At 63.5% G+C, this 20333-nt stretch carries 21 protein-coding genes; 3 read left to right on the plus strand and 18 right to left on the minus strand.

Annotation, left to right across the window (positions count from 1 at the left end; all coding sequences use genetic code 11):
- Positions 1 to 68: 68 nt before the first annotated feature.
- Positions 69 to 977 (minus strand): DMT family transporter, encoded by a 909-nt coding sequence (locus CK227_RS19145; protein WP_095770687.1) that lies wholly within the window; start codon positions 975 to 977, stop codon positions 69 to 71.
- A gap of 60 nt (positions 978 to 1037) precedes the next feature.
- Entirely contained in the window at positions 1038 to 1925 is an 888-nt protein-coding gene (locus tag CK227_RS19150; protein ID WP_095770686.1) for a DMT family transporter, read from the minus strand.
- A 226-nt stretch (positions 1926 to 2151) separates the two neighbouring features.
- On the opposite strand from CK227_RS19150, the gene CK227_RS19155 reads away from it, so the two are divergent.
- The gene (locus tag CK227_RS19155; protein ID WP_095770931.1) at positions 2152 to 2658 is read left to right on the plus strand and encodes an OsmC family protein; all 507 of its coding nucleotides are present in this window, start codon (positions 2152 to 2154) and stop codon (positions 2656 to 2658) included.
- 49 nt (positions 2659 to 2707) lie between these two features.
- Here the strand turns inward: CK227_RS19155 and CK227_RS19160 are convergent, their stop codons facing one another.
- From CK227_RS19160 to rpsF, 15 genes are all read right to left on the minus strand, one after another.
- A complete protein-coding gene (locus CK227_RS19160; protein ID WP_015318519.1) occupies positions 2708 to 2926 on the minus strand; it encodes a hypothetical protein in 219 nt (72 codons plus the stop codon).
- Between the two features lie 172 nt (positions 2927 to 3098).
- Positions 3099 to 3740: a hypothetical protein gene (locus tag CK227_RS19165; RefSeq protein ID WP_095770685.1), complete on the minus strand. Its 642-nt coding sequence runs from the start codon at positions 3738 to 3740 to the stop codon at positions 3099 to 3101.
- Between the two features lie 112 nt (positions 3741 to 3852).
- Positions 3853 to 4593, minus strand: coding sequence for an SDR family NAD(P)-dependent oxidoreductase (locus CK227_RS19170; RefSeq protein WP_010915156.1), 741 nt, complete (start codon positions 4591 to 4593; stop codon positions 3853 to 3855).
- A 24-nt stretch (positions 4594 to 4617) separates the two neighbouring features.
- Positions 4618 to 6087, minus strand: a complete 1470-nt coding sequence (gene purF / locus CK227_RS19175) for an amidophosphoribosyltransferase (protein ID WP_019857255.1) — start codon at positions 6085 to 6087, stop codon at positions 4618 to 4620.
- A 103-nt stretch (positions 6088 to 6190) separates the two neighbouring features.
- Positions 6191 to 6850, minus strand: coding sequence for a CvpA family protein (locus tag CK227_RS19180; protein ID WP_095770684.1), 660 nt, complete (start codon positions 6848 to 6850; stop codon positions 6191 to 6193).
- A 47-nt stretch (positions 6851 to 6897) separates the two neighbouring features.
- Entirely contained in the window at positions 6898 to 8301 is a 1404-nt protein-coding gene (gene radA / locus CK227_RS19185; protein WP_095770683.1) for a DNA repair protein RadA, read from the minus strand.
- Positions 8302 to 8367: 66 nt separating this feature from the next.
- Complete coding sequence (locus CK227_RS19190; RefSeq protein WP_019857258.1) at positions 8368 to 9858, minus strand: replicative DNA helicase; 1491 nt, start codon at positions 9856 to 9858, stop codon at positions 8368 to 8370.
- A 23-nt stretch (positions 9859 to 9881) separates the two neighbouring features.
- Positions 9882 to 10247, minus strand: a complete 366-nt coding sequence (locus tag CK227_RS37335) for a hypothetical protein (protein WP_245318000.1) — start codon at positions 10245 to 10247, stop codon at positions 9882 to 9884.
- 100 nt (positions 10248 to 10347) lie between these two features.
- The gene (locus tag CK227_RS19200) at positions 10348 to 10473 is read right to left on the minus strand and encodes a DUF1428 family protein (protein ID WP_245317998.1); all 126 of its coding nucleotides are present in this window, start codon (positions 10471 to 10473) and stop codon (positions 10348 to 10350) included.
- A 142-nt stretch (positions 10474 to 10615) separates the two neighbouring features.
- Positions 10616 to 11587 carry a small ribosomal subunit Rsm22 family protein gene (locus CK227_RS19205; RefSeq protein ID WP_095770682.1) on the minus strand — a complete coding sequence of 324 codons (972 nt, stop codon included), beginning with the start codon at positions 11585 to 11587 and terminating at the stop codon, positions 10616 to 10618.
- 2 nt (positions 11588 to 11589) lie between these two features.
- Entirely contained in the window at positions 11590 to 11913 is a 324-nt protein-coding gene (locus CK227_RS19210; protein ID WP_095770681.1) for a YnfA family protein, read from the minus strand.
- An 80-nt stretch (positions 11914 to 11993) separates the two neighbouring features.
- The gene (locus CK227_RS19215; protein ID WP_095770680.1) at positions 11994 to 13286 is read right to left on the minus strand and encodes a cyclopropane-fatty-acyl-phospholipid synthase family protein; all 1293 of its coding nucleotides are present in this window, start codon (positions 13284 to 13286) and stop codon (positions 11994 to 11996) included.
- Positions 13287 to 13461: 175 nt separating this feature from the next.
- On the minus strand, positions 13462 to 14046 hold the full coding sequence (gene rplI / locus CK227_RS19220; protein ID WP_010915167.1) for a 50S ribosomal protein L9: 585 nt from the start codon (positions 14044 to 14046) through the stop codon (positions 13462 to 13464).
- Between the two features lie 217 nt (positions 14047 to 14263).
- Positions 14264 to 14512, minus strand: coding sequence for a 30S ribosomal protein S18 (rpsR, locus tag CK227_RS19225; protein WP_006203718.1), 249 nt, complete (start codon positions 14510 to 14512; stop codon positions 14264 to 14266).
- Positions 14512 to 15012, minus strand: a complete 501-nt coding sequence (gene rpsF / locus CK227_RS19230) for a 30S ribosomal protein S6 (RefSeq protein WP_010915168.1) — start codon at positions 15010 to 15012, stop codon at positions 14512 to 14514. The genes rpsR and rpsF overlap by 1 nt, the downstream gene beginning before the upstream one ends.
- Positions 15013 to 15475: 463 nt before the next feature.
- Here rpsF and CK227_RS19235 point away from each other — a divergent pair, with 463 nt between their 5' ends.
- The gene (locus CK227_RS19235) at positions 15476 to 17122 is read left to right on the plus strand and encodes a pilus assembly protein (RefSeq protein ID WP_095770679.1); all 1647 of its coding nucleotides are present in this window, start codon (positions 15476 to 15478) and stop codon (positions 17120 to 17122) included.
- 45 nt (positions 17123 to 17167) lie between these two features.
- Here CK227_RS19235 and CK227_RS19240 read toward each other — a convergent pair whose 3' ends face one another.
- Positions 17168 to 19096 carry an LTA synthase family protein gene (locus CK227_RS19240; protein WP_245317996.1) on the minus strand — a complete coding sequence of 643 codons (1929 nt, stop codon included), beginning with the start codon at positions 19094 to 19096 and terminating at the stop codon, positions 17168 to 17170.
- A gap of 278 nt (positions 19097 to 19374) precedes the next feature.
- Between CK227_RS19240 and fabD the strand changes: the two genes are divergently transcribed.
- Complete coding sequence (gene fabD, locus CK227_RS19245) at positions 19375 to 20322, plus strand: ACP S-malonyltransferase (protein WP_095788284.1); 948 nt, start codon at positions 19375 to 19377, stop codon at positions 20320 to 20322.
- The last annotated feature ends 11 nt before the right edge of the window (positions 20323 to 20333 follow it).

Here is a 20333-nt window from a genome sequence, read left to right on the forward strand (position 1 = left end):
CTCGGGGGGTGGCCCGTCGCACCAATAATGTCTGAGTCCGATGATGGTTCCGTGACTGCGTCACTTTTTTAAGAAATATTTGACGCTGCCTGCTGCGAGCGGGCTGTCAGCCAGTCGCGGCCTGCATGGGCGAACACCGCGCAGAGCACGATGGCGCCACCGACCATACTGGCGAGAGGCGGTATCTCGGCCAGGAAAAGAAAGGCAAACAGGATCGCGAACGGCACTTCCGCCGAGCCGAGCAAGCCGGATTCGGGCGCCGGGATGAGCCGTGCGCCTTCCGTCCAGAGGATCGACGACAATGCGAAGGATGCTCCGAAGGTGACGAGCAGAACGGCGTCCCTTGCCGAAACCGCCAGGGGATCGGTGACGAACCAGCCGAATATGAACAGCAGGAAGGCTGAAACCGCGCCGGCCCACACAACGGGCGTGTCACGGAAGGCGCGCACCATGATCATGTAGAGCGCGCTGCCGGCCGTCATCAGCAGCGCCAGGCCATCGCCGAACAGATTGCCGGTGCCGAAGCCCGACCAGACCATGATGGCCACGCCGCACAACGATACGGCGGCCGCAAGCATCGTTTGCAGGCGGAAAGGCTCGCGCACCAGCACCCAGGCCAGCAGGGCAGCAATGAAGGGCGACGTCGCATAGATGACCGCGACATTGGCGACATAGGTGAATTTGAACGCCGAGATGAAGGCGATACTGGCCAGCGCTCCTTCCACTGCCAGCAGCCAGCCGCGCCAGCCAAGCCGCAGCGTGCCGCGGTTGCCCGAGCGGTGACGGCGCCACAGCACATAGAGGCTGATCAGAATCGAGCCGACAAAGCCGCGCCAGCAGGTGATGGTCAGCGGATCGGCGTGGATCGACTTGGTCAAGACGCCGGTCAGGCCGAACACCGCGGCAGATGACGACACCAATATGATGCCAAGTGTACGTTCGGAGGCTTCGGGTTTGGCAGCTGCGACGTCAGTCATGCCGACAACCTACCCCGTCCGGTCCTGACATCGTAGGGTCAGCAGTGAGTGTCATCCCCATCACAGCCGCTTGCGGAAATGCTCGCCGCCGACGATCAGCAGCCCGGCGGCGATGATCAGGGAGGCACCCAGAAACACTTCGCGGCGCGGCACGTCGCCCCAGATCGCGAAGCCGAGCGCGAACGCCCATAACAGCGAACTATATTCGAGAGGCGCGAGGATCGATGCCGGCGTGCGCTTCATGCCTTCGAAGAGGAGATATTGCGCCAGACCGCCAAGCGCGCCGACGCTGGCGAGAAGCAGCAACTGGGCCAGATCAGGCGTATGCCACCACAACAGCGCCGGCACCGTCGAAAACACCAGGAAATAGAAATTGTTGAGGAGAAGCTGGATCATAGAGCGCTCGGCAAGCGCGGTCTTGCGCAGGAGCACGATGGCGATGGCCCACAATAGGGCGGCCGCCAGCACCAGCAGCACCGGCACGGACAGGCCGAGATGGGTCGGGTCGCAAGCGACGAAGACGCCGGCAAAACCGATCAAAACCGCCAGCCAGCGCGACATCGGCACCTTTTCCCCGAGCAGGAACACCGAAAACACGGTGACGATGATCGGCGCTGCGTAGTAGACGGTGGTCAGCTCGGCGAGTTGCAGGCTGCGCGCGGCGTTGTAGTAACAGAGCCAGGCGGCTAGCGTGAACGCGCTGCGCACCAGCATCGGCCGCACGATCTGCGAGCGCACCGTGTCGGCAAACAGCTGTGGCCCGCCGATCGCCGCGCAGGCGCCTAGAATGGTGATGCTGCGGAAGAACATGATCTGCCAGACCGTCATTCCGGTAACCAGCAGCTTGATCGAGGCGTCCTGCGTCGAAAATAGGAGATAGGCAGCACCGGTCAGCAGGATTCCGGCGAGAACCCTTTCGCGTGTTTCGAGAATGGCGACATCGGCCATAAGGCGCGGACCAAAGGTGCGGGAAGCGACAGGAATAGCTTGAGGAACTCTGCGAAATCAGGCCTCGGCTCCCAGCTATACGGGTGAAAGCCGACACAGCGCTACGCCAGCCCTGAGCTTGCATTGGGGCAGGGATTGCTTGCTTCCAGGACGCGATCGGCACTTATATCTGATATCTGACGAAGCCATGCTGCTCGCTGGCCGCAAAGCGAAAGAGGCAACGAAAATGGATGCAACCGCACTCAAGGCCATGCAGGCGCCGCTGAAGCAGGCTTACCGCGACGACGCCTCGCAGGCACTGATCACGCTGAGAGCGAAGGGCTCGATCGACGATCAGTCGGTGGCCTGCAAGGTCGAGACGGGCAGGGCGATCGCCATCGCCGGCCTGCATCCGGCAACCGGCGGCTCGGGGCTCGAACTCTGCTCCGGCGACATGCTGCTGGAAGCACTGGTGGCCTGCGCCGGGGTGACGTTGAAGGCAGTGGCGACGGCGCTCGAGTTCAAGCTCGGCGCCGCCACGGTGGAAGCCGAAGGCGATCTCGATTTTCGCGGCACGCTCGGTGTCGCCAAGGACGCGCCGGTCGGTTTTCGTGCCATCCGGCTCAATTTCGCTCTCGACACGGATGAACCGCAGGAGCGCATCGATGCACTGCTGAAGCTGACCGAGCGCTATTGCGTGGTGTTCCAGACCATCAGCCAGAAGCCGGAATTGACAGTGAGTGCCCGGCGCTGAAATCAGAAGGCCCGCGGCAAGCGGCCGCGGGCCCTATTGCATCAAATCCCTACTGCGCGGCCGGTTCCTCGGCATCGCCCTCGTCGGTGAAGGGCGAGGCGCTCGGCACGCACTGCACCGACCAGCCCGCCGGTGTCGGCTGCTTCTGATATTCGGTGATGGCGGCGGTGCACTGTTCGCGCTTGTCGAAGGTACTGGGCAGCACCACCATGCCGCCCTGTGGGCCGGCGATTACCAGATACCAGACCAATGCTGCGGTGGTAGCCATGGGAGTTTCCTTGTTCTGCCCAGTTTGGGCTCTCGCTGTTGTGGGAGTCGCTACGATCCTAACAACTCCGGGGAAATGACGAAAGGATGACCGCCGCGCAGCTTTTCCCCCTCAGATCACAGCCGTGTGATGATGTGGCGGATCTCTGAGTAGGGTTTGCGACCTACGCTGCTCAGTTGGTTGCAAAGCAGTAAAACAACCCGTCGCCGCCAGTACCCTTCAGGGCCTCCTGGCTGCAGCCGCCGCGTGAGGCATGCGAGGAATTCCACGACTTTGCCGCCGCCGAATCGTCGAGCCCGGTGCGGTCGTGGTGACCCATCATCGCCGCCCCTTCGGCGCCGCTCATCGTCCAGTCGCCGCAGGTCTGGTCGGCGATCCTGGTGCCGTCGGGCTTCGACCCGGTCAGCATGTCATGCCGGTTCGGCGTGTCGCCGCGGCCATTGACCACTTCGCCCTTTTCGTCGAGCGCCGTCTGTTTGGTGATGCCGTTGGCGTCGCTGTGCAACGAAGCGACATCGTCGGCGATCTTGACGCCCTCGGCGTTGAACCAAGGACCCTTGCCGATGCGGTCGCGGGCATCCTCGGCGCTGGTCGACAGATAGGCATGCCAGCTCTTGCCGGTGACGCCGGCGGCTTCGGCCAGCGAAGCACAATGCGCGTCGGCACCCTTCAGGCCGCCGAGATCGGTGCCCTTGCCGGAGCCGACACTGGTGATGAAGAAACTCATCTTGGCATCTTGCGAGACGGCCACACCTGATGTCGCGCCGAGAGCGGCCACAAAGGCAGTGGCGGCAACGAGAAGAAGTCTGCGCATATCGATCCTCCGGTTTCGAATGTCCTACGTTCGAAGAACGTAGCCGGAGGGTCTTTTAATCCCTGACATAGGCCACCAAGCGGTCCGGGAGCCGTCAAACCAAGGTGTGAATTTATTCGGGCTGCCTGTAAGCGACGAAGCGGTTGTGCTTGGCCTGGAAGATCAGCCCGGTCTCTTTCAGCTCCGGGCTGGCCAACGGCACGATGCGCTTGGCGATCTCTGAAGGATGCGGCAGCGTCTCCGGATCCTCGCCGGGCACGGCCTGGGCCCGCATGGCGGTGCGCGTGGCGCCCGGGTCGGCGGCATTGACGCGCAGCGGCAGGCTTTGCGTCTCATGCGCCCAGGAGCGCATCATGGTCTCGACCGCCGCCTTCGATGCCGCGTAGGGCGCCCAGAAGGCGCGCGCCGAATGCGCCGCGTTGGACGACAGGATGATGGCCCGGCCGGCATCGGAAAGCCTGAGCAGCGGGTCGACCGAGCGTATCAGCCGCCAGGTCGAGGTGACGTTGATGGTCATCACCTTTTCGAAGGTCTTGGCCTCGACATGGCCGATCGGCGAGATGACGCCGAGCACGCCGGCATTGGCGACGAGGATGTCGAGCTTGCCCCAGCGCTCATGGATGGCGCCGCCCAGCCGGTCGATGCCGGCCATGTCGGCGAGGTCGAGCGGCACCAGCGTCGCCTGGCCGCCGGCCGCCTTGATCTGGTCGTCGAGTTCCTCCAGCCCACCGACCGTGCGCGCAACCGCGATGACATGCGCACCGGCGGCGGCCAGTTCCCTGGCGATGAAATAGCCGATGCCGCGCGAGGCGCCGGTGACGACCGCGACGCGGCCGGTAAGGTCGAGGGTCATGCGAGAATTTCCGTAAGGTCTGGCCTACGCCCCACTGTTCGCCAGCAGCGACAGCGTGCGCACGTTGTCGTGGCCTTCGAAGTCGAGCAGGCGGGTCGGATACTGGCCGGTGAAGCAGGCGTCGCAGAACTGCGGTTGCTCATCGTTGCGGCTGGCCTCGCCGACGGCGCGGTAGAGGCCGTTGATGGAGAGGAAGCCGAGCGAATCGACACGGATGAATTCGGCCATCTCTTCCACCGACATGCGCGAAGCCAGGAGCTTCGATTTCTCCGGCGTGTCGACGCCGTAGAAGCAGGATGCGCTGGTCGGCGGCGAAGCGATGCGCATATGCACTTCCCGGGCGCCGGCGTCGCGCACCATCTGCACGATCTTCTGGCTGGTGGTGCCGCGCACGATCGAATCGTCGACCAGCACCACGCGCTTGCCCTCGATCATGCGGCGGTTGGCGTTGTGCTTCAGCTTGACGCCCATGTGGCGGATCGAATCACCGGGCTGGATGAAGGTACGGCCGACATAGTGGTTGCGGATGATGCCGAGCTCGAACGGAATACCGGCCGCCTGGCTGAAGCCGATCGCCGCCGGCGTGCCGGAATCCGGCACCGGCACGACGATGTCGGCCTCGACCGGGTTTTCCTGTGCTAGCTCGGCGCCGATGCGCTTGCGCACCTCGTAGACGTTGCGGCCTTCGACCGAAGAATCCGGCCGGGCGAAATAGACGTATTCGAAGATGCAGAAGCGGGTCTTCTGCGGCTCGAACGGGAACAGGCTTTCAATGCCCTTGGAGGTGACGACGACCATCTCGCCGGGTTTCAGGTCGCGCACGAAACGCGCGCCGATAATGTCGAGCGCGCAGGTCTCGGAAGCGAGGATCCAGGCGCCGTCGAGGTCGCCCAGCACCAGCGGGCGGATGCCGAGCGGATCGCGGCAGCCGATCATCTTCTTGGCCGTCATCGCCACCAGCGAGAAGGCGCCTTCGACCTGCCGTACGGCGTCGATGAAGCGCGAGTTGAGGTCGCGTTCCTTGCTGGTCGCAACCAGATGCAGAAGCGTCTCGGTGTCGGAGGTCGAGGAGAAGATCGCGCCCTGCTTCTGCAGCGCGCGCTGCACCGTCATGGCGTTGGTCAAATTGCCATTGTGGGCGACAGCGAAGCCGCCATCGGCCAACTCGGCGAAGAAGGGTTGGATGTTGCGCATGCCGGCGCCGCCTGTCGTGGCGTAGCGCGTATGGCCGATGGCGCGGTTACCTTGCAGGCTGTCGATGACGCGCTGTTTCGTGAAAGTGTCGCCGATCAGGCCGACATGGCGTTCGACATGGAACTGGCTGCCGTCATAGGAAACGATGCCTGCCGCTTCCTGGCCCCGATGCTGCAGCGCATGCAGGCCGAGAGTGACGATTGCCGCTGCGTCCTGCCGGCCGAAGATGCCGAACACACCGCATTCGTCGTGGAAATGGTCGTCGGCCTCGGCGGAAAGCACGTCGTCTGCGTCTGCCATCTTAAGCTCCGCTAAAATCGCCATATAATGCGGGTTCGCGTCGAAAGCAACGCGCGCCGTGCAGTCGTTCACACCATCGTCTGTTCAGGCGCCCTTTCGGGGGTCAGTTTGCCGGTGCTGCCGGTGCTGGCTTGGCTGCGTTGTCCGCGGGACCAGCGTCATTGTCGTCCGGGGCCGGCGCATTTGCATCGTCACCTGGTGCCGGCACATCCGCCGCTGGCGCATCCGGGGCGGCCGGAGTCTCGCCACCCGCTTTCGGGCTGAGCTTCTTGAGGATTGCGTTTTCGGTGTCGGCGGGCAGCAGGTTCTCGATCTTGGCGCCGATCGATTCCAGCAATGGCCGTGATTTGGCGTCGGTCACCCAGGCCGGGGCCTTGGCGCCGGCCAGCCAGTTGAAGAACAAAAGCGCCACCGCGACGACCAGGATGCCGCGCGCGGCGCCGTAGAGGAAACCGAGCGTGCGGTCGAGTGCGCCGATGCGCGAATCGATGATCCAGTCGGCGAGCTTCATGGTGATGACGGAGACGACGATCAGCGCGACGATGAAGACGACGCCGGCGGAGGCCGCCATGGCGATCTTCTCATTCTCGATGTAGGGCTTCAGATAGGGCAGGACCGGCTTGTAGAAGAAGAAAGCCGCCGCCGCTGCCGCCGCCCACGAGACGACCGATAGGACTTCGCGCGAAAAGCCGCGAACCATGGCGAGCATCGCCGAGACCAGGGTGAAGCCGACCAGGATTCCGTCAAGCAGCGTAATCGGCATGTCTTTCGCCCCGCTCCGATCTCTTTTTCACGGCTCGGCGAGCCGTGTCATTCTTCTTCGTCCACGCGGCTTCGACGTGAGCCGGCTATGCGCGCGACGAGGTCGGCAAGCTCGGTGGGCTGGAAAGCACCGGCCCCGATCCCTCCGGCAAGTTCCTCGCTGCCCAAGGGCAGAACCGCGCTACCAAAACCCAGCTTTTCGGCTTCCTTGAGGCGCTGCTGCGCATGCGCAACCGGCCTCACGGCACCCGACAGGCTGATTTCGCCGAAATAGACGCAATCGGCGGGAAGGGCAAGACCGGTGAGCGAGGAAACCAGTGCGGCGGCGACCGCCAGATCGGCCGCCGGCTCGCTGATGCGGTAGCCGCCGGCGACGTTGAGATAGACGTCGTGCTGGCCGAAGCGAACGCCGCAATGCGCCTCCAGCACCGCCAGCACCATCGACAGTCGCGCACCGTCCCAACCGACTACTGCCCGGCGCGGCGTGCCGAGCGAGGATTGTGCCACCAGCGCCTGGATCTCGACCAGAACCGGCCTTGTGCCTTCCATGCCGGCGAAAACGGCGGCACCCGGCGATTTGGCATGCCGCTCGCCGAGAAACAGCTCCGACGGGTTGGAGACTTCGCGCAGACCCTTGTCCGACATTTCGAAGACGCCGATCTCGTCGGTCGGCCCGAAGCGGTTCTTCACCGTGCGCAGGATGCGGTAATGGTGGCCGCCTTCGCCCTCGAAATAGAGCACACCGTCGACCATGTGCTCGACCACGCGCGGGCCAGCGATCTGGCCTTCCTTGGTGACATGGCCGACCAGCACGATCGCGGCACCCGTGGATTTCGCATAACGGATCATCGCCTGGGCGGCGGCGCGCACCTGGGTAACCGTGCCCGGCGCCGAATCGGCAAGGTCGGTCCACAGCGTCTGGATCGAATCGAGAATGACCAGGTCCGGCCGCTTGCCGTCGGCGATCGTGGCAAGGATGTCCTCGACATTGGTCTCGGCCGCCAGTTCCACCGGCGTGTCGGCGACGCCGAGCCGCTGCGCCCTCAGCCTGATCTGAGCGACGGCTTCTTCGCCCGAGACATAGACGATGCGGTGGCCTCGCGACGCCAGCGCAGCGGCAGCCTGGGTGAGCAGCGTCGACTTGCCGATGCCGGGATCGCCGCCGACCAGAAGTGCGGAGCCGCGCACGAAGCCGCCGCCGGTGGCACGATCCAACTCGCCAATACCTGAGATGATGCGCGGCGCGTCCTCGATGTCGCCGGAAAGGGTGGTCAGCACCACCGCGCGGCCCTTGCGGGCATTGCGCGTATTGGCGGGCCCCGAGCCGATGCCGCCGGAGGTTCCTTCCTCGACCAGCGTGTTCCATTCGCCGCAGGCATCGCATTTGCCGGCCCAGCGCTGATGCACCGATCCGCAATTCTGGCAGATGAACTGGACGCGCGATTTGGCCATCAGCTGTGGCCTGCCGTCGGATACGCGCACAAAGGTGCTGGAAGGGTCGAGGCCTGTCTCAAAAGGTCACTCAAACCTCTCCGCAATATGATGCTCTTCCGCAAGATCGGAGAAGCGGGTGAATTCGCCGTGGAAGGCGAGCGTCACCGAGCCTGTCGGGCCGTGGCGCTGCTTGGCGACGATCACCTCGGCCTTGCCGCGCATCTCGTTCATCTCGTTTTCCCACTTGACGTATTCCTCGGTGCCAAGCTTCGGCTCGCGGTTCTTGAGGTAATACTCCTCGCGGTAGACGAACATCACGACGTCCGCGTCCTGCTCGATCGAACCGGATTCACGCAAGTCGGAGAGCTGCGGGCGTTTGTCTTCGCGGCTTTCGACCTGACGCGACAGCTGCGACAGCGCGATGATTGGCACGGCCAGTTCCTTTGCCAGCGCCTTCAGGCCCGTGGTGATCTCGGTGATTTCCTGCACGCGGTTCTGCGAGGCCCTGGCGGATGAACCCTGCATCAGCTGGATATAGTCGATGACGATCAGGTCGAGGCCGCGCTGGCGCTTCAGGCGACGCGCGCGGGCAGACAGCTGCGCAATGGAAATACCACCGGTCTGGTCGATGAAAAGCGGGATCTTCTGCATGGTCTGCGAACAGGCGACCAGCTTTTCGAAGTCCATTTCGCTGATTTCGCCGCGACGGATCTTTGACGACGAGATTTCAGTCTGCTCGGAAATGATACGGGTCGCCAGCTGTTCGGACGACATTTCGAGCGAAAAGAAGCCGACCACGCCGCCATTGGCCGCCTTGAACGATCCGTCCGCCTGCTGCGCCGGCACATAGGCCTCGGCGATGTTGAAGGCGATGTTGGTGGCGAGCGACGTCTTGCCCATGCCCGGGCGTCCCGCAAGCACGATCAAATCGGACGATTGCAGGCCGCCCATGCGGCGATCGAGATCGCGCATGCCGGTGGCAAGACCCGACAGATGGCCGTCGCGCATATAGGCGGCATTGGCCATGTCGACGGCGGTCTTGACCGCGTCGGTGAAGCTCTCGAAGCCGCCATCGTAGCGGCCGGTTTCGGCCAGTTCGAACAGGCGGCGTTCGGCGTCCTCGATCTGCTCGGAAGGCGACATGTCGACCGGCGCATCATAAGCGATGTTGACCATGTCCTCGCCGACGGTGATCAGCGCGCGGCGCGTGGCAAGGTCGTAGATGGCGCGGCCATAGTCAGTGGCGTTGACGACGGTGACGGCTTCGACCGCCAGACGCACGATATATTGTGCCACCGTCATGTCGCCGACCTTCTCGTCGGCCGGCAGAAAGGTCTTCAAGGTGATCGGCGTCGCCACCTTGCCCATGCGGATGAGCTCGGCCGCGATCTCGAAGATCCTGCGATGCAGGGGTTCGTAGAAATGGCCCGGCTTCAGGAAGTCGGAGACGCGGTAGAAGGCATCGTTGTTGACGAGGATCGCGCCGAGCAGCGCCTGCTCGGCCTCGATATTGTTCGGTGCCTCGCGATAGAGCGGTTGCTCCGCCACGCCGAATTTCCGCGCTGCCTCTGCCATGATATCCCCGATTTCAAACCCGATCAGTCGCTAGCAGAGGCGATTGATGAGGCATAAACAAACTTTGACTTATCCCGCTTGTGCACACGATTCACAGCGTCGAAAAAATTTGTGCGCGCAGGGTACGAAATTCGATTGACGAATCGAGTGTCGAAGATACCGGCGCGGAAAGAACAAAACAAGAAAATTCCGATGCTTGTCCAACCGGAATCGCCGGACTGGAGCCGCCCAAGTCGCGACATGATGAATCGCTGTTCGGCCGGCTGGCGGGCGAGTTCGAGAGCCTGTCGATAGGAGGCTCTCGCTGCCTCTGTCAGGCCAAGCCGCCGCTGCATATCGGCCCGCGCCGCATGTGCCAGATGGTAGCCATCGAGGCTGCCTTGTGCCATCACGATCTTCGATCGCCGCCAGACCGGCTTGCGGCCCGTCGCGCATGCCAAGGGGCGGCGGCACGGTTCAGCGTGACCACCGGAGAGGGGGCGACGCGCCTCAGCACGTCGTAAACCGGGTCGTGCCGAATTCCTTCAGCACCGATGCCGCCTCGGTGACATGCCTGCGATAGGTTTCCTTGCTGGCGGCGGGCACGGCGGCGACAAATCCTGCGATATAGTTCACTGTCTTTCTCCTGTTGGGTAGTGCTGCTTGACGCTTTGGCTTCTCGGAAGCTCCGAGACCGCCAATGGTCGAACGGCCCAGCCTGGATTCGACATGGCTGCGAAATTTTTCTTGGGCGGCGTTGTCTGAATGCCGTGGCGCTCTATTCGGACGCCAGCCTGTCGCCCCAGTCCAGCCGCCGGGCCAGCTTGAAGTCCGCGCCGTCACGCTTGGTGAACAGTTGCTCCGTGGTCGTGCCGTCTTCCTGGCAAAGCTTGAGCAGAACCTTGCCCGAACCGGATTTCGGCGGTGCGATGATCCGCGCGGCGTGCGAGGCGGCCGGCTGGCGCGACGCGGCGACAAAGATGAATTTCTCGTCTTCCCACGGTACATCGGCGTCCTTGGCCAGCCGGTGCAAGCGCGAGCGGGCGACGCGACGGGAAAAGTGGCACCAGTCGGGCGGGGTAAGCGGGCAGGGCGCCTCGTGCGGACAAGGCGCCAGCAGATGTGCCCCGGCGGCGATCAACTGCGCGCGCACCGCCAGAATGCGCTGCCAGCCCGCCGGCGTGCCCGGCTCGACGATCAGCAATGTGTCTGTCGTCAACTGCCACAGCCGGTCGACCATTTTGGGCAACGATGCCGGCACGATCTCGTCCAGCACATAGGCGCAGGTCACGAGGTCCGCCGGCCGAAGGTCGGCAAGGTCCGTTGTGACGTCGCCGGCACGCCAGACGGTTCGGGTTGTGATGGCATCGGCGGCAAGCGTCTCGCCGACCTTGCGCACGGCCGCACTCGCCTCCAGCAAGACCGCCTGTTCGAGGTCGGGCCAGAGATCGTTGGTGGCCCAAAGCACCGTACCAGGGCCGGCGCCGGCATCGAGCAGGGTTTTCGGCTCGAAGTCCGGCCGGGTCGCGTTCAGTGCGTCGAGACTGGCGCGGACCGCGGCATAGGTCGCCGGCAGCCGCGTCGCCAGATAGGCTTTGACCGCCATGTCCTGCGCCATGTGCAGGCGGCCGTCGCGCAGTTCCGCACGGTAGCGCTCCGACAGGGTTTTCGCCGCTTGCTTCAGCTCAAGCAGAGGGATTTTTTCCAGGATGCGATCGACGGCTTGTCGAAGAGGGGCCGGCAGTTCCAACGCTATGCTCCTCGCGGTGCGAGCACGATGAGCGACGCGCCGGCTATGCAGAGTGCGGCGCCAGCAACATCCCAGCGGTCGGGCCGCACGCCTTCCACCAGCCACAGCCAGGCAAGCGAGGCAGCGATGTAGATGCCGCCATAAGCAGCATAGGCGCGGCCTGCGGCATTGGTGTCGACCAGCGCCAGAAGCCAGGCGAACAAAAGCAGCGAGACGAAGCCTGGCGCCAGCCACAAGGGCGATCTTTCCAGCCGCCACCAGGCCCATACCGAAAAGCAGCCGGCTATCTCGGCGAGCGCCGCGGCGGCATAGAGGAGGTAAGTCATGAAAAAGGCCTCGCGACGATCACAAGGCCTTTTTCAGGGCAGGGGCCGGGAATGGCAAGCGCCAATGGCGAACGGCGTGCCTACTCCGCAACCTTGCGGCGGCGGGCGGGCTTGACTGGCTTCTCGACGGGAGCCGCCTCGCGGCGGCCCAAGTCACGCATCTCCAAGGCCTTTTCGCATTTGGCCATGTAGTCGCGGGTCATCGGCAGCGTGTCGTTCTTCTTGGCGATCTGGAACTGGAAGATGACCAGGTCCTGCCAGCGGAAGGCGGCTTCCGAAGCGGCCAGATAGAATTCCCACATGCGGCAGAAGCGTTCGTCGTAGATGGCCTTGGCCTTGTCGCGGTTGGCGGCGAAGCGCTGGCCCCAGTGCTTCAGCGTGTCGGCATAGTGGAGGCGCAGGATTTCGATGTCGGTGACGACAAGGCCCGACTTCTCGATCGCCGGCATGACCTCCGAGAGCGCGGGGATATAGCCGCCGGGGAAGATGTATTTGCGGACGAAGGCGCTGGTCGCCCACGGAACACCCGACCGGCCGATCGTGTGCAGCAGCATGACGCCATCGGGCTTCAGCAGCGTTGCCGCCTTGTCGAAGAAGGTGCGGAAGTGGTTGACGCCGACATGTTCGAACATGCCGACCGAAACGATGCGGTCGAAGCGTTCGTTGAGTTCGCGATAATCCTTCAGCTCGAAATGGACGTGGCTTTCCAGGCCTTGCGCATGCGCCCGGTCGGTGGCTACGCCATGCTGTTCGGTCGACAGCGTCACGCCCTGGACGTCGACGTCGAACGCCTTGGCCAGATAGAGGCCGAGCCCGCCCCAGCCGGAGCCGATGTCGAGCACGGTCTGGCCGGCCTTCAGCCTGAGCTTGGCGGCGATATGGCGCTTCTTGGCGGCCTGCGCCTCTTCCAGCGTCATGTCAGGCTGTTCGAAATAGGCACAGGAATACTGCATGTCCTCATCGAGGAAGAGCCGGTAGAGATCGCCCGACAGATCGTAGTGGCGCTGCACGTTGCGGCGCGAACGCGAGGCGGTGTTGATCTGCTGCAGGCGGCGGAAGGCGTGGCGCAAGCCTTCGATGGCTTTCGACCAGGTCGCGTCGATGCCGCCGCTGCCCATGTTCTGGAAGGCGATGCGCATCAGCCCCAGCACGCCGCCTTCGAGGATGTCGAGTTCGCCCTCCATGTAGGATTCGGGCACCGCCAGCATCGGATCGAAGGTGATGGCGCGTTCGGCATGCCGGGTCTTGATATGCATGTGCACCGGCTCGCCGCTGCCGTCGCCGAAGATGACTGTCGAGCCTTTTGGCCCGGTTACCTTGAGATTGCCCGTGCGCACCAGGCGGTCGAGAACGCGCTTCAGCAGAATGTTCATAACCAAGTGTCCCCTCACGGTCAGACTGGCTGCCTTAATTCTGCAACAATATATGGGGGTTCGAAAAGTTCCTTTTGGCACAAAAATGCCCGGGCGAGAGGCCCGGGCATTGGTCCAGAACGGCTGGACTACGACAAAGTGATCGGAGCGCTGCTCCCTCGCTTGCCGTACGCGATCAGGCGTTGTCTTCGCCGCCGTCGAACTCGGCATTCGGATCGAAGAAGTTTTCCGGCCGTGCATTGTCGTTGATGTCGTCGCCATAGATGGCTTCGGCGGTGGTCAGCGTCTCGCCCTTGGCCTGGCGCTCGGCTTCGTCGGCCGTGCGGGCGATGTTGAGCGTGACGGTGACTTCGACTTCCGGATGCAGCGCGATCGCCACATTGGTGAGACCGATGGTCTTGATCGGCTGGTTGAGCAGGATCTGGTTGCGGTTGACCGAAAAACCTTCCGCCGTCAGCAGCTCGGCGATGTCGCGCGTCGACACCGAGCCGTAGAGCTGGCCGGTTTCACCGGCGGAGCGAACGGCGATGAAGCTCTTGCCGTCGAGCTTTTCGGCAACCTGGCTGGCTTCCGACTTGCGCTCGAGATTGCGGGCTTCGAGCTGGGCGCGCTGGCCTTCGAACTTCTTCTTGTTGGCTTCGTTGGCGCGCAGCGCCTTGCCCTGCGGCAGCAGGAAATTACGGGCAAAGCCGTCCTTGACCTTGACGGTATCGCCCATCTGGCCGAGGCGGGAAACGCGTTCGAGAAGAATGACTTCCATGGTTTTGTTCCTTTTGTTTGGGCGTCCCTCCATGAAGGCAGGCGCCGAATTCTCTGGAACAGGTCAGGAAGCTTGAGCGCCTTGAGCGCCGGTGTCGCTGTCCTGCCTGTCGCGGCAGTTAGAGGCCTTGACCTCAACTCGGGATTTGATGGCTGAACCGGTCATGCCCGTCATGGCCGGCGAAAGGAACGGGCGGCGAACCGCCCGTTCGGAAGAATTAGCGGACCACGTAGGGCAGCAGGCCGAGGAAGCGGGCGCGCTTGATCGCCTTGGCGAGCTCACGCTGCTTCTTCTGGCTGACGGCGGTGATGCGCGACGGCACGATCTTGCCGCGCTCGGAAATGTAGCGCTGCAGCAGACGCACGTCCTTGTAGTCGATCTTGGGCGCGTTGGCGCCGGAGAACGGGCAGGTCTTGCGGCGACGATGGAACGGGCGCCGGGTCGGGATCTGGTTGATGTCGACCATTATTCTGCACCCCCTTCAAAGCCTTCGCGCGGACGGCGCGGACCACGATCGCCACCGGCGTCGCCAAACGAACGCGGCGGACGATCGCCACGGTCGCCGCGATCACGGTCGCCGAACGAACGCGGGCCACGATCGCCACGGTCGCGGTCGCCGAAGCTGCCGCGCTCGGAGCGCTCTTCGCGCTTCTGCATCATGGCCGACGGACCTTCCTCGTGCGCCTCGACCTTGATGGTCAGGAAACGCAGGACGTCCTCGGACAGACCCATCTGGCGCTCCATTTCGTTGAGCGCTGCCGGCGGGCAGTTGAGGTCCATGAGCGTGTAGTAGGCCTTCCGGTTCTTGTTGACCCGGTAGGTGAGGGACTTCAGTCCCCAGTTCTCGACCCGGCCGACGGACCCGCCATTCGCGGAGATGACACCCTTGTACTGTTCGACAAGCGCATCGACCTGCTGCTGCGAGAGGTCCTGCCGGGCAAGAAACACATGTTCGTAAAGAGCCATTATGTCTTCGTGCCTTTCTTCGTTTCTCTCCCGGTTCCCGGCGGCAAAAGCCTCTGCAACTTCTCTGACCCGCCTGTCCCGGTTAAAGGGGCGGGGAAGAAAGGAGCATTACGAGACGGTCGAGAGCGGAGACACGGGAGGCGGAAGCACTTCTGGCTTCACACGAAGGCTTTGATAAAACCTCCGGCCCTCCGTTCAGCCCCCAGCTGGGACCGGCAGATTGGCGGCGTCTATATAGCAATCCACTGATAAGGCAAGGGCAAGCGGCGGTCCCGATGTCGCAGGGCGCCGGAAAATCAGGCGGCAGCGCCGGAATGGCGTGGTGATTCCGGCAACCGGCCCTTAACCACAGTGTCAGGTTGTGCAGGGTTGAGCCTCGCCGTCAACGGTCGATTCATCATGGAAGGCGCAAAAGCCCGGGCGATCCGCGCAGAACAAGCGGCAAGCATTTCCGGGGGTAAGGATGCTTCTCAACAGATTCTGGCGCTCGAAGAGCGGCAATTTCGCACTGCTGATGGGGCTCGGCCTGCCGGCCATCCTGTCGGCCGTGGCCTTCGCGGTCGACGTGTCCACCGTCATGCGAGCCAAGAGCAACCTGCAGAATGCTCTCGACGCCGCCAATCTTGCCTCCTCGCATCTCGGCGACCTCGACATTACCCGCACCGATGCCTTCGACCGCTATTTTCAGGCCAACATCGCCGGGCATGGCGAACTCGCCAACGCGCAGGCGACGCTGACCGTCGACAGGGGCGTCAACTTCATCAAGACCAAGGCGGCTGCGTCGGCCGACGTCAATTTGAACTTCGGTTTCCTGTTCGGCCGGAACAGACACATCGCCGTCGATGCCTCGGCGGTCGAATCGAACAATCAGCTCGAAGTCGTGCTGGTTCTGGACAATACCGGCTCGATGGCCGGTGCCCGCATGACGGCGTTGAGGACGGCAACGAAGTCCCTGCTGGACACACTCGAGGCGACGAAATCGCCGACGCGCCAGATTCGCGCCTCCCTGGTTCCGTTCGTCACGGCCGTCAACGTCAATGGCGATGAATTCGACCCGTCCTGGATCGACATGGACGGCAAGTCTTCCACCAATGGCGTCAATTTCCCCGTCATCGACGGCAAGCGTCCCAATCATATGGCGCTTTTCAAGCAGCTCAAGGACACCGGATGGACCGCGGCCGGATGGAACGGCACCGGATGGAAGGGCTGTGTCGAGGCGCGGCCGGGCGCTTATAACATTTCCGATACCCCACCTGACCCGGACAAGCCCGACACGCTGTTCGTTCCGTATTTTGCGCCGGACGATCCGGAAGGTGCCCAAAAGCTGTCTAGCTCCTATGGCAATGCGGCCAAATATTACAACAATTCCTATCTCGACGACGCCAGCGACAACACCAAGGTCGCCAAGCTGAAAGGCAACCGCCTCGGTATCGATCTCAGCAGTCTGGCCGACCCTGTGCCACCGGCCGACAAGGCTGCCAAGGAAAAGGTGGCTAAATATGTTGTGCCGACCAACGAGCTCATCACCGAGACGGGTTCCCCCATCACCGTCGGCCCGAACCGCGCTTGCCCGACACCCATCGTCCCCCTGACCGACGATTTCGACAAGCTGCGCAAGGCAGCAAGCGAGATGACCGAGTGGAACGGTTCGGGCACCAATGTCTCCGAAGGCCTGTCGTGGGGCATGCGGGTGCTGTCGCCCGCCGCGCCCTACACCGATGGAGCGCCGTGGAAGACGCGCGGCATCAGCAAGATCGTGCTGTTGCTCACCGACGGCGAGAACGTTGTCTATGGCGCCAGCGAACAGCCGACAAAGTCCGACTACACATCCTATGGCTATCTGGCGGGTGGCCGTTTCGGATCGGACGATCAGACCGCCGCGGCGCGCAATGTCGACGGCTGGACCAAAAGCGTTTGCACGCAACTGAAGAACGAGGACGTGCAAATCTACACCATGGTGCTGCAATCCGACACCGCCGCCAACCGCGCGCTTTACAGTGCCTGTGCATCCGACCCGAGCGGCTACTATGCCGTCAACGACCCGGCCAAGCTGCCGGACGTTTTCCAACAGATCGCCAACAAGTTCTCAAGGCTGCAACTGACGAATTGAGTGTTCGCCCCGCCAGGTCCAGGCTGAATCCGATGGGTCGGCTGATCAACTCGTGTGGACGACGACCTTGTCGACCGTCTCGGGGAAGAAGGCGGGCGCCGCGTGGCGCTTGCCGAACATCATGTCGTACTGGATGAGCCGGAAATCGCGGATCGCCGGGTCGATCTCCTTCTGGCGCGACCAGTCGGGCGTGGCCTCGCCGGCCGGGGTCAGAAGCAGGTTGCGGTCGACGACGCGGTAGCGCTCCCGCATCTCGCCCAGGAAGCCGGTGTAGTAAGGATGGCTGATGCCGGCAGCGGTCAGGATATGATAGGGCAGGAAAGCGGGGCTGACCGCACCCAGGTTCTCGACCGGACCGGAGCGGTTCGACCAGATGATCAGCGGCGTCTGATGATGTTCAAGGGCGGCTTCCGGCGTCGGTTCCTTGCGCGGCGCGACATTGTCCTTCAGGAAGCCGGTTTCGACATAGACCGGTCCCAGCGGCGGCAGATGGTCGCCGAAGAAGGCGATCACGGTGGGGCGGGAGCGTTTCTTCGCCCATTCGACAAGGCGTTCAAGGCCGCGGTCGGCGTCGGCTGAGCCCTCGGCGTAGCTGAGCAGCGACTCGCGCGCCCACTGGCTGATCGGTGCCTGCACTACGTGTGTCGGATTGTAATAGCGGTTCGGCTCGTAGGGACCGTGGTTTTGCAGGCTGACGGCAAAGAAGAACACCGGGTCGTCGCTGGCGTCGGCCTCGCTGATGATCTCATCGGTCATCGCCGCGTCGGATGCCAGCGGCCCGCGCTTTTCCATGGGCGGCAGCGTCTCTTCGGATTTGAAATCGTTGAAGCCGAAATCGGCATAGACCGCGCCACGGTTCCAGAACCAGTTGGTGCCGGGATGGATGGCGCGCGCCCGGTAGCCCTGGCTCTTCAGGAAGGTTGCGAGCGAAGGCGTCGGCGTGCGCACATATTGCTGATAGGGGATGCTGCCGGCTGGCAGGAATGCGTTGGAAAAGCCGGTCAGCGCCTCGAACTCGATGTTGGCGGTCATGCCGCCGAATTCGGGCGAGAACATCGAGCCCGAGCGCAGCGCCCGCACATTGGGGATCGGGTCGGGCGTGATGCTGACGCCGGGCAGCTTCGTCGGATCCCAGAAGGATTCACTCATGACGATGATGATGTCGGGCTTCTCGGCCGGCACCGAGACGGTCACATCCGAGCGGTCGATCGCCGCGATCGCCTTGTCCGTGTAGCCCGGCGGAGCCGAGACATGCGCCATCGGCACGTTGAGCGCGAAGGCGAGCGCAAAGCCGTTGGAGGCATAGTTTTCCTTCTGGTCCCACATGATCGGGATGATCTGCAGCCGATCCCTGGTCCAGGAGAAGGTGGCATAGTCCATGATCGAGACGAAGAAGGCGAGCATCGGCACCGCCAGCGTCAGCCGGGCAAGGCGGCCCTTGTGGCTGAGCGCTGGAACCTTGCGGCGCCACAGCCGCCAGCCATAGACGAGCAGCGACAGGCCGGCGATGATGACGACGACCATGGCGAGCGCGGTCATCGGTCGGTCACGTACCAGAAGCGGCAGCAGCGCGAAGATCTGGCGAGCGTAGAGAAAGTCAGTCGGGTAGAGCGGATCGCCGAGATAATGCGATTTCTGATGGCCGACAAAGGCTAGCGCCAGCGTCAAGGGCGCGACGATCATCAGGCTCTGATGGCTGCGTCCCAGAACGGCGTCGAGACCGATGAGGATCAGCGCGAACACGACGATGGTGGTCCAGCCCGGCTTGAGCGGCTGCAGGAAAAAGGAAACGGTGCCGGCAACGTCACCGCGCACGATCAATTCGATCGCGAACACCAGGATGGCGGAGATCGCGAGGCTTATCAGCCCGTAACGGACGACCGGCCATCTCCGGCCGGGCAGATAGCCGGTGGACGGATCGTCTTCCAGGAATTGAGGCGCAGCTTTGCTGGCGCGTTTTGAACTCTTTGCCACTTTAACTTCCCACCCGGCGACAACCCAAGTCACGCGATTGTCATATAATTGTCACGCAAAGCTAGCGCCTGTGGCGGAAATAAGAAGAGCCAGCGAACGATTCGTGAGCGGTTTTCATCAGGAGTGATCGCCAAAAAGCCCTTTCGGAACAGGCACTCGGCCTACGGTTCGCAACTGGGGCCGGGTTGAACCGGGCTTGACTTGGCGGCCCGCCTTGCGCCACAGGCAGGGAAAATTCGTGTTATCGGCAAGTAAAACCAGTCTTCGGGAGCCCACGCATGGCCGTCGCATTCACCTTTCCGGGACAAGGCAGCCAGGCTGTCGGCATGGGCAAGGATCTCGCCGACACCTTTCCCGAGGCACGCAGGGTTTTCCAGGAAGTCGATGACGCGCTCGGCGAAAACCTGTCGAAGCTGATCTGGGAAGGTCCGGAAGAGACCTTGACGTTGACCGCCAACGCGCAGCCGGCGCTGATGGCGGTTTCGCTGGCGGCGACCAGGGCGCTGGAAGCGCGCGGTTTCTCGCTGAAGGACAAGGTCGCCTATGTCGCCGGCCATTCGCTGGGCGAATATTCGGCCCTTGCCGCCGCCGGTTTCGTTTCCGTCGCCGATGCGGCCCGGTTGCTGCGCATTCGCGGCAACGCCATGCAGGCAGCGGTACCGGCCGGCGAAGGCGCCATGGCGGCCATCATCGGACTGGAGCAGGCGGATGTCGAAGCGGCTTGCACCGAGGCCGCGCAAGGCTCCGGCCATGTCTGCCAGATCGCCAACGACAATGGCGGCGGCCAGCTGGTCATTTCCGGCGCCAAGGCCGCGGTCGAGCTGGCGGCGAAACTGTGCACCGAAAAGGGCGCCAAGCGGGCGCTGATGCTGCAGGTCTCGGCACCCTTCCATTCGGCGCTGATGGCGCCGGCGGCCAATGTCATGCGCGACGCGCTCGCCGGTGTGACGAAGCATGCGCCGGCGGTGCCAGTAGTGTCCAACGTCACGGTGACCCCGACCAGCGACCCCGACGAGGTCGCCCGGCGCCTGGTCGAGCAGATCACCGGCCGCGTGCGCTGGCGCGAAACGGTCGAATGGTTCGGCGCCAATGGCGTCACGACGCTTTACGAGATCGGCGCCGGCAAGGTGCTGTCGGGCCTGGCACGGCGCATCAACCGCGACATCGCGACATCGGCCGTCGGCACGCCGGCCGATGTCGAGGCCGCGTTGGCCGCATTCGCATAATCCACTGGCGA

This window comes from Mesorhizobium sp. WSM4308 (assembly GCF_002294905.1).
Lineage (GTDB): Bacteria > Pseudomonadota > Alphaproteobacteria > Rhizobiales > Rhizobiaceae > Mesorhizobium.

Excerpts from the sequence above, each read along its gene's own strand:
- CK227_RS19170 (WP_010915156.1), bottom strand. The coding sequence starts at position 4,593 with ATGACCCTCGACCTTACCGGCCGCGTCGCGGTCGTCACCGGCGCCTCG.
- radA (WP_095770683.1), bottom strand. The coding sequence starts at position 8,301 with ATGGCCAAATCGCGCGTCCAGTTCATCTGCCAGAATTGCGGATCGGTG.
- rpsF (WP_010915168.1), bottom strand. The coding sequence starts at position 15,012 with ATGGCTCTTTACGAACATGTGTTTCTTGCCCGGCAGGACCTCTCGCAG.
- CK227_RS19155 (WP_095770931.1), top strand. The coding sequence starts at position 2,152 with ATGGATGCAACCGCACTCAAGGCCATGCAGGCGCCGCTGAAGCAGGCT.
- purF (WP_019857255.1), bottom strand. The coding sequence starts at position 6,087 with ATGGCAGACGCAGACGACGTGCTTTCCGCCGAGGCCGACGACCATTTC.
- CK227_RS19145 (WP_095770687.1), bottom strand. The coding sequence starts at position 977 with ATGACTGACGTCGCAGCTGCCAAACCCGAAGCCTCCGAACGTACACTT.
- CK227_RS19190 (WP_019857258.1), bottom strand. The coding sequence starts at position 9,858 with ATGGCAGAGGCAGCGCGGAAATTCGGCGTGGCGGAGCAACCGCTCTAT.
- CK227_RS19165 (WP_095770685.1), bottom strand. The coding sequence starts at position 3,740 with ATGCGCAGACTTCTTCTCGTTGCCGCCACTGCCTTTGTGGCCGCTCTC.
- rpsR (WP_006203718.1), bottom strand. The coding sequence starts at position 14,512 with ATGGTCGACATCAACCAGATCCCGACCCGGCGCCCGTTCCATCGTCGC.
- CK227_RS19160 (WP_015318519.1), bottom strand. The coding sequence starts at position 2,926 with ATGGCTACCACCGCAGCATTGGTCTGGTATCTGGTAATCGCCGGCCCA.
- fabD (WP_095788284.1), top strand. The coding sequence starts at position 19,375 with ATGGCCGTCGCATTCACCTTTCCGGGACAAGGCAGCCAGGCTGTCGGC.
- CK227_RS19215 (WP_095770680.1), bottom strand. The coding sequence starts at position 13,286 with ATGAACATTCTGCTGAAGCGCGTTCTCGACCGCCTGGTGCGCACGGGC.
- CK227_RS19150 (WP_095770686.1), bottom strand. The coding sequence starts at position 1,925 with ATGGCCGATGTCGCCATTCTCGAAACACGCGAAAGGGTTCTCGCCGGA.
- CK227_RS19180 (WP_095770684.1), bottom strand. The coding sequence starts at position 6,850 with ATGCCGATTACGCTGCTTGACGGAATCCTGGTCGGCTTCACCCTGGTC.
- CK227_RS37335 (WP_245318000.1), bottom strand. The coding sequence starts at position 10,247 with ATGGCACAAGGCAGCCTCGATGGCTACCATCTGGCACATGCGGCGCGG.
- CK227_RS19235 (WP_095770679.1), top strand. The coding sequence starts at position 15,476 with ATGCTTCTCAACAGATTCTGGCGCTCGAAGAGCGGCAATTTCGCACTG.
- rplI (WP_010915167.1), bottom strand. The coding sequence starts at position 14,046 with ATGGAAGTCATTCTTCTCGAACGCGTTTCCCGCCTCGGCCAGATGGGC.
- CK227_RS19210 (WP_095770681.1), bottom strand. The coding sequence starts at position 11,913 with ATGACTTACCTCCTCTATGCCGCCGCGGCGCTCGCCGAGATAGCCGGC.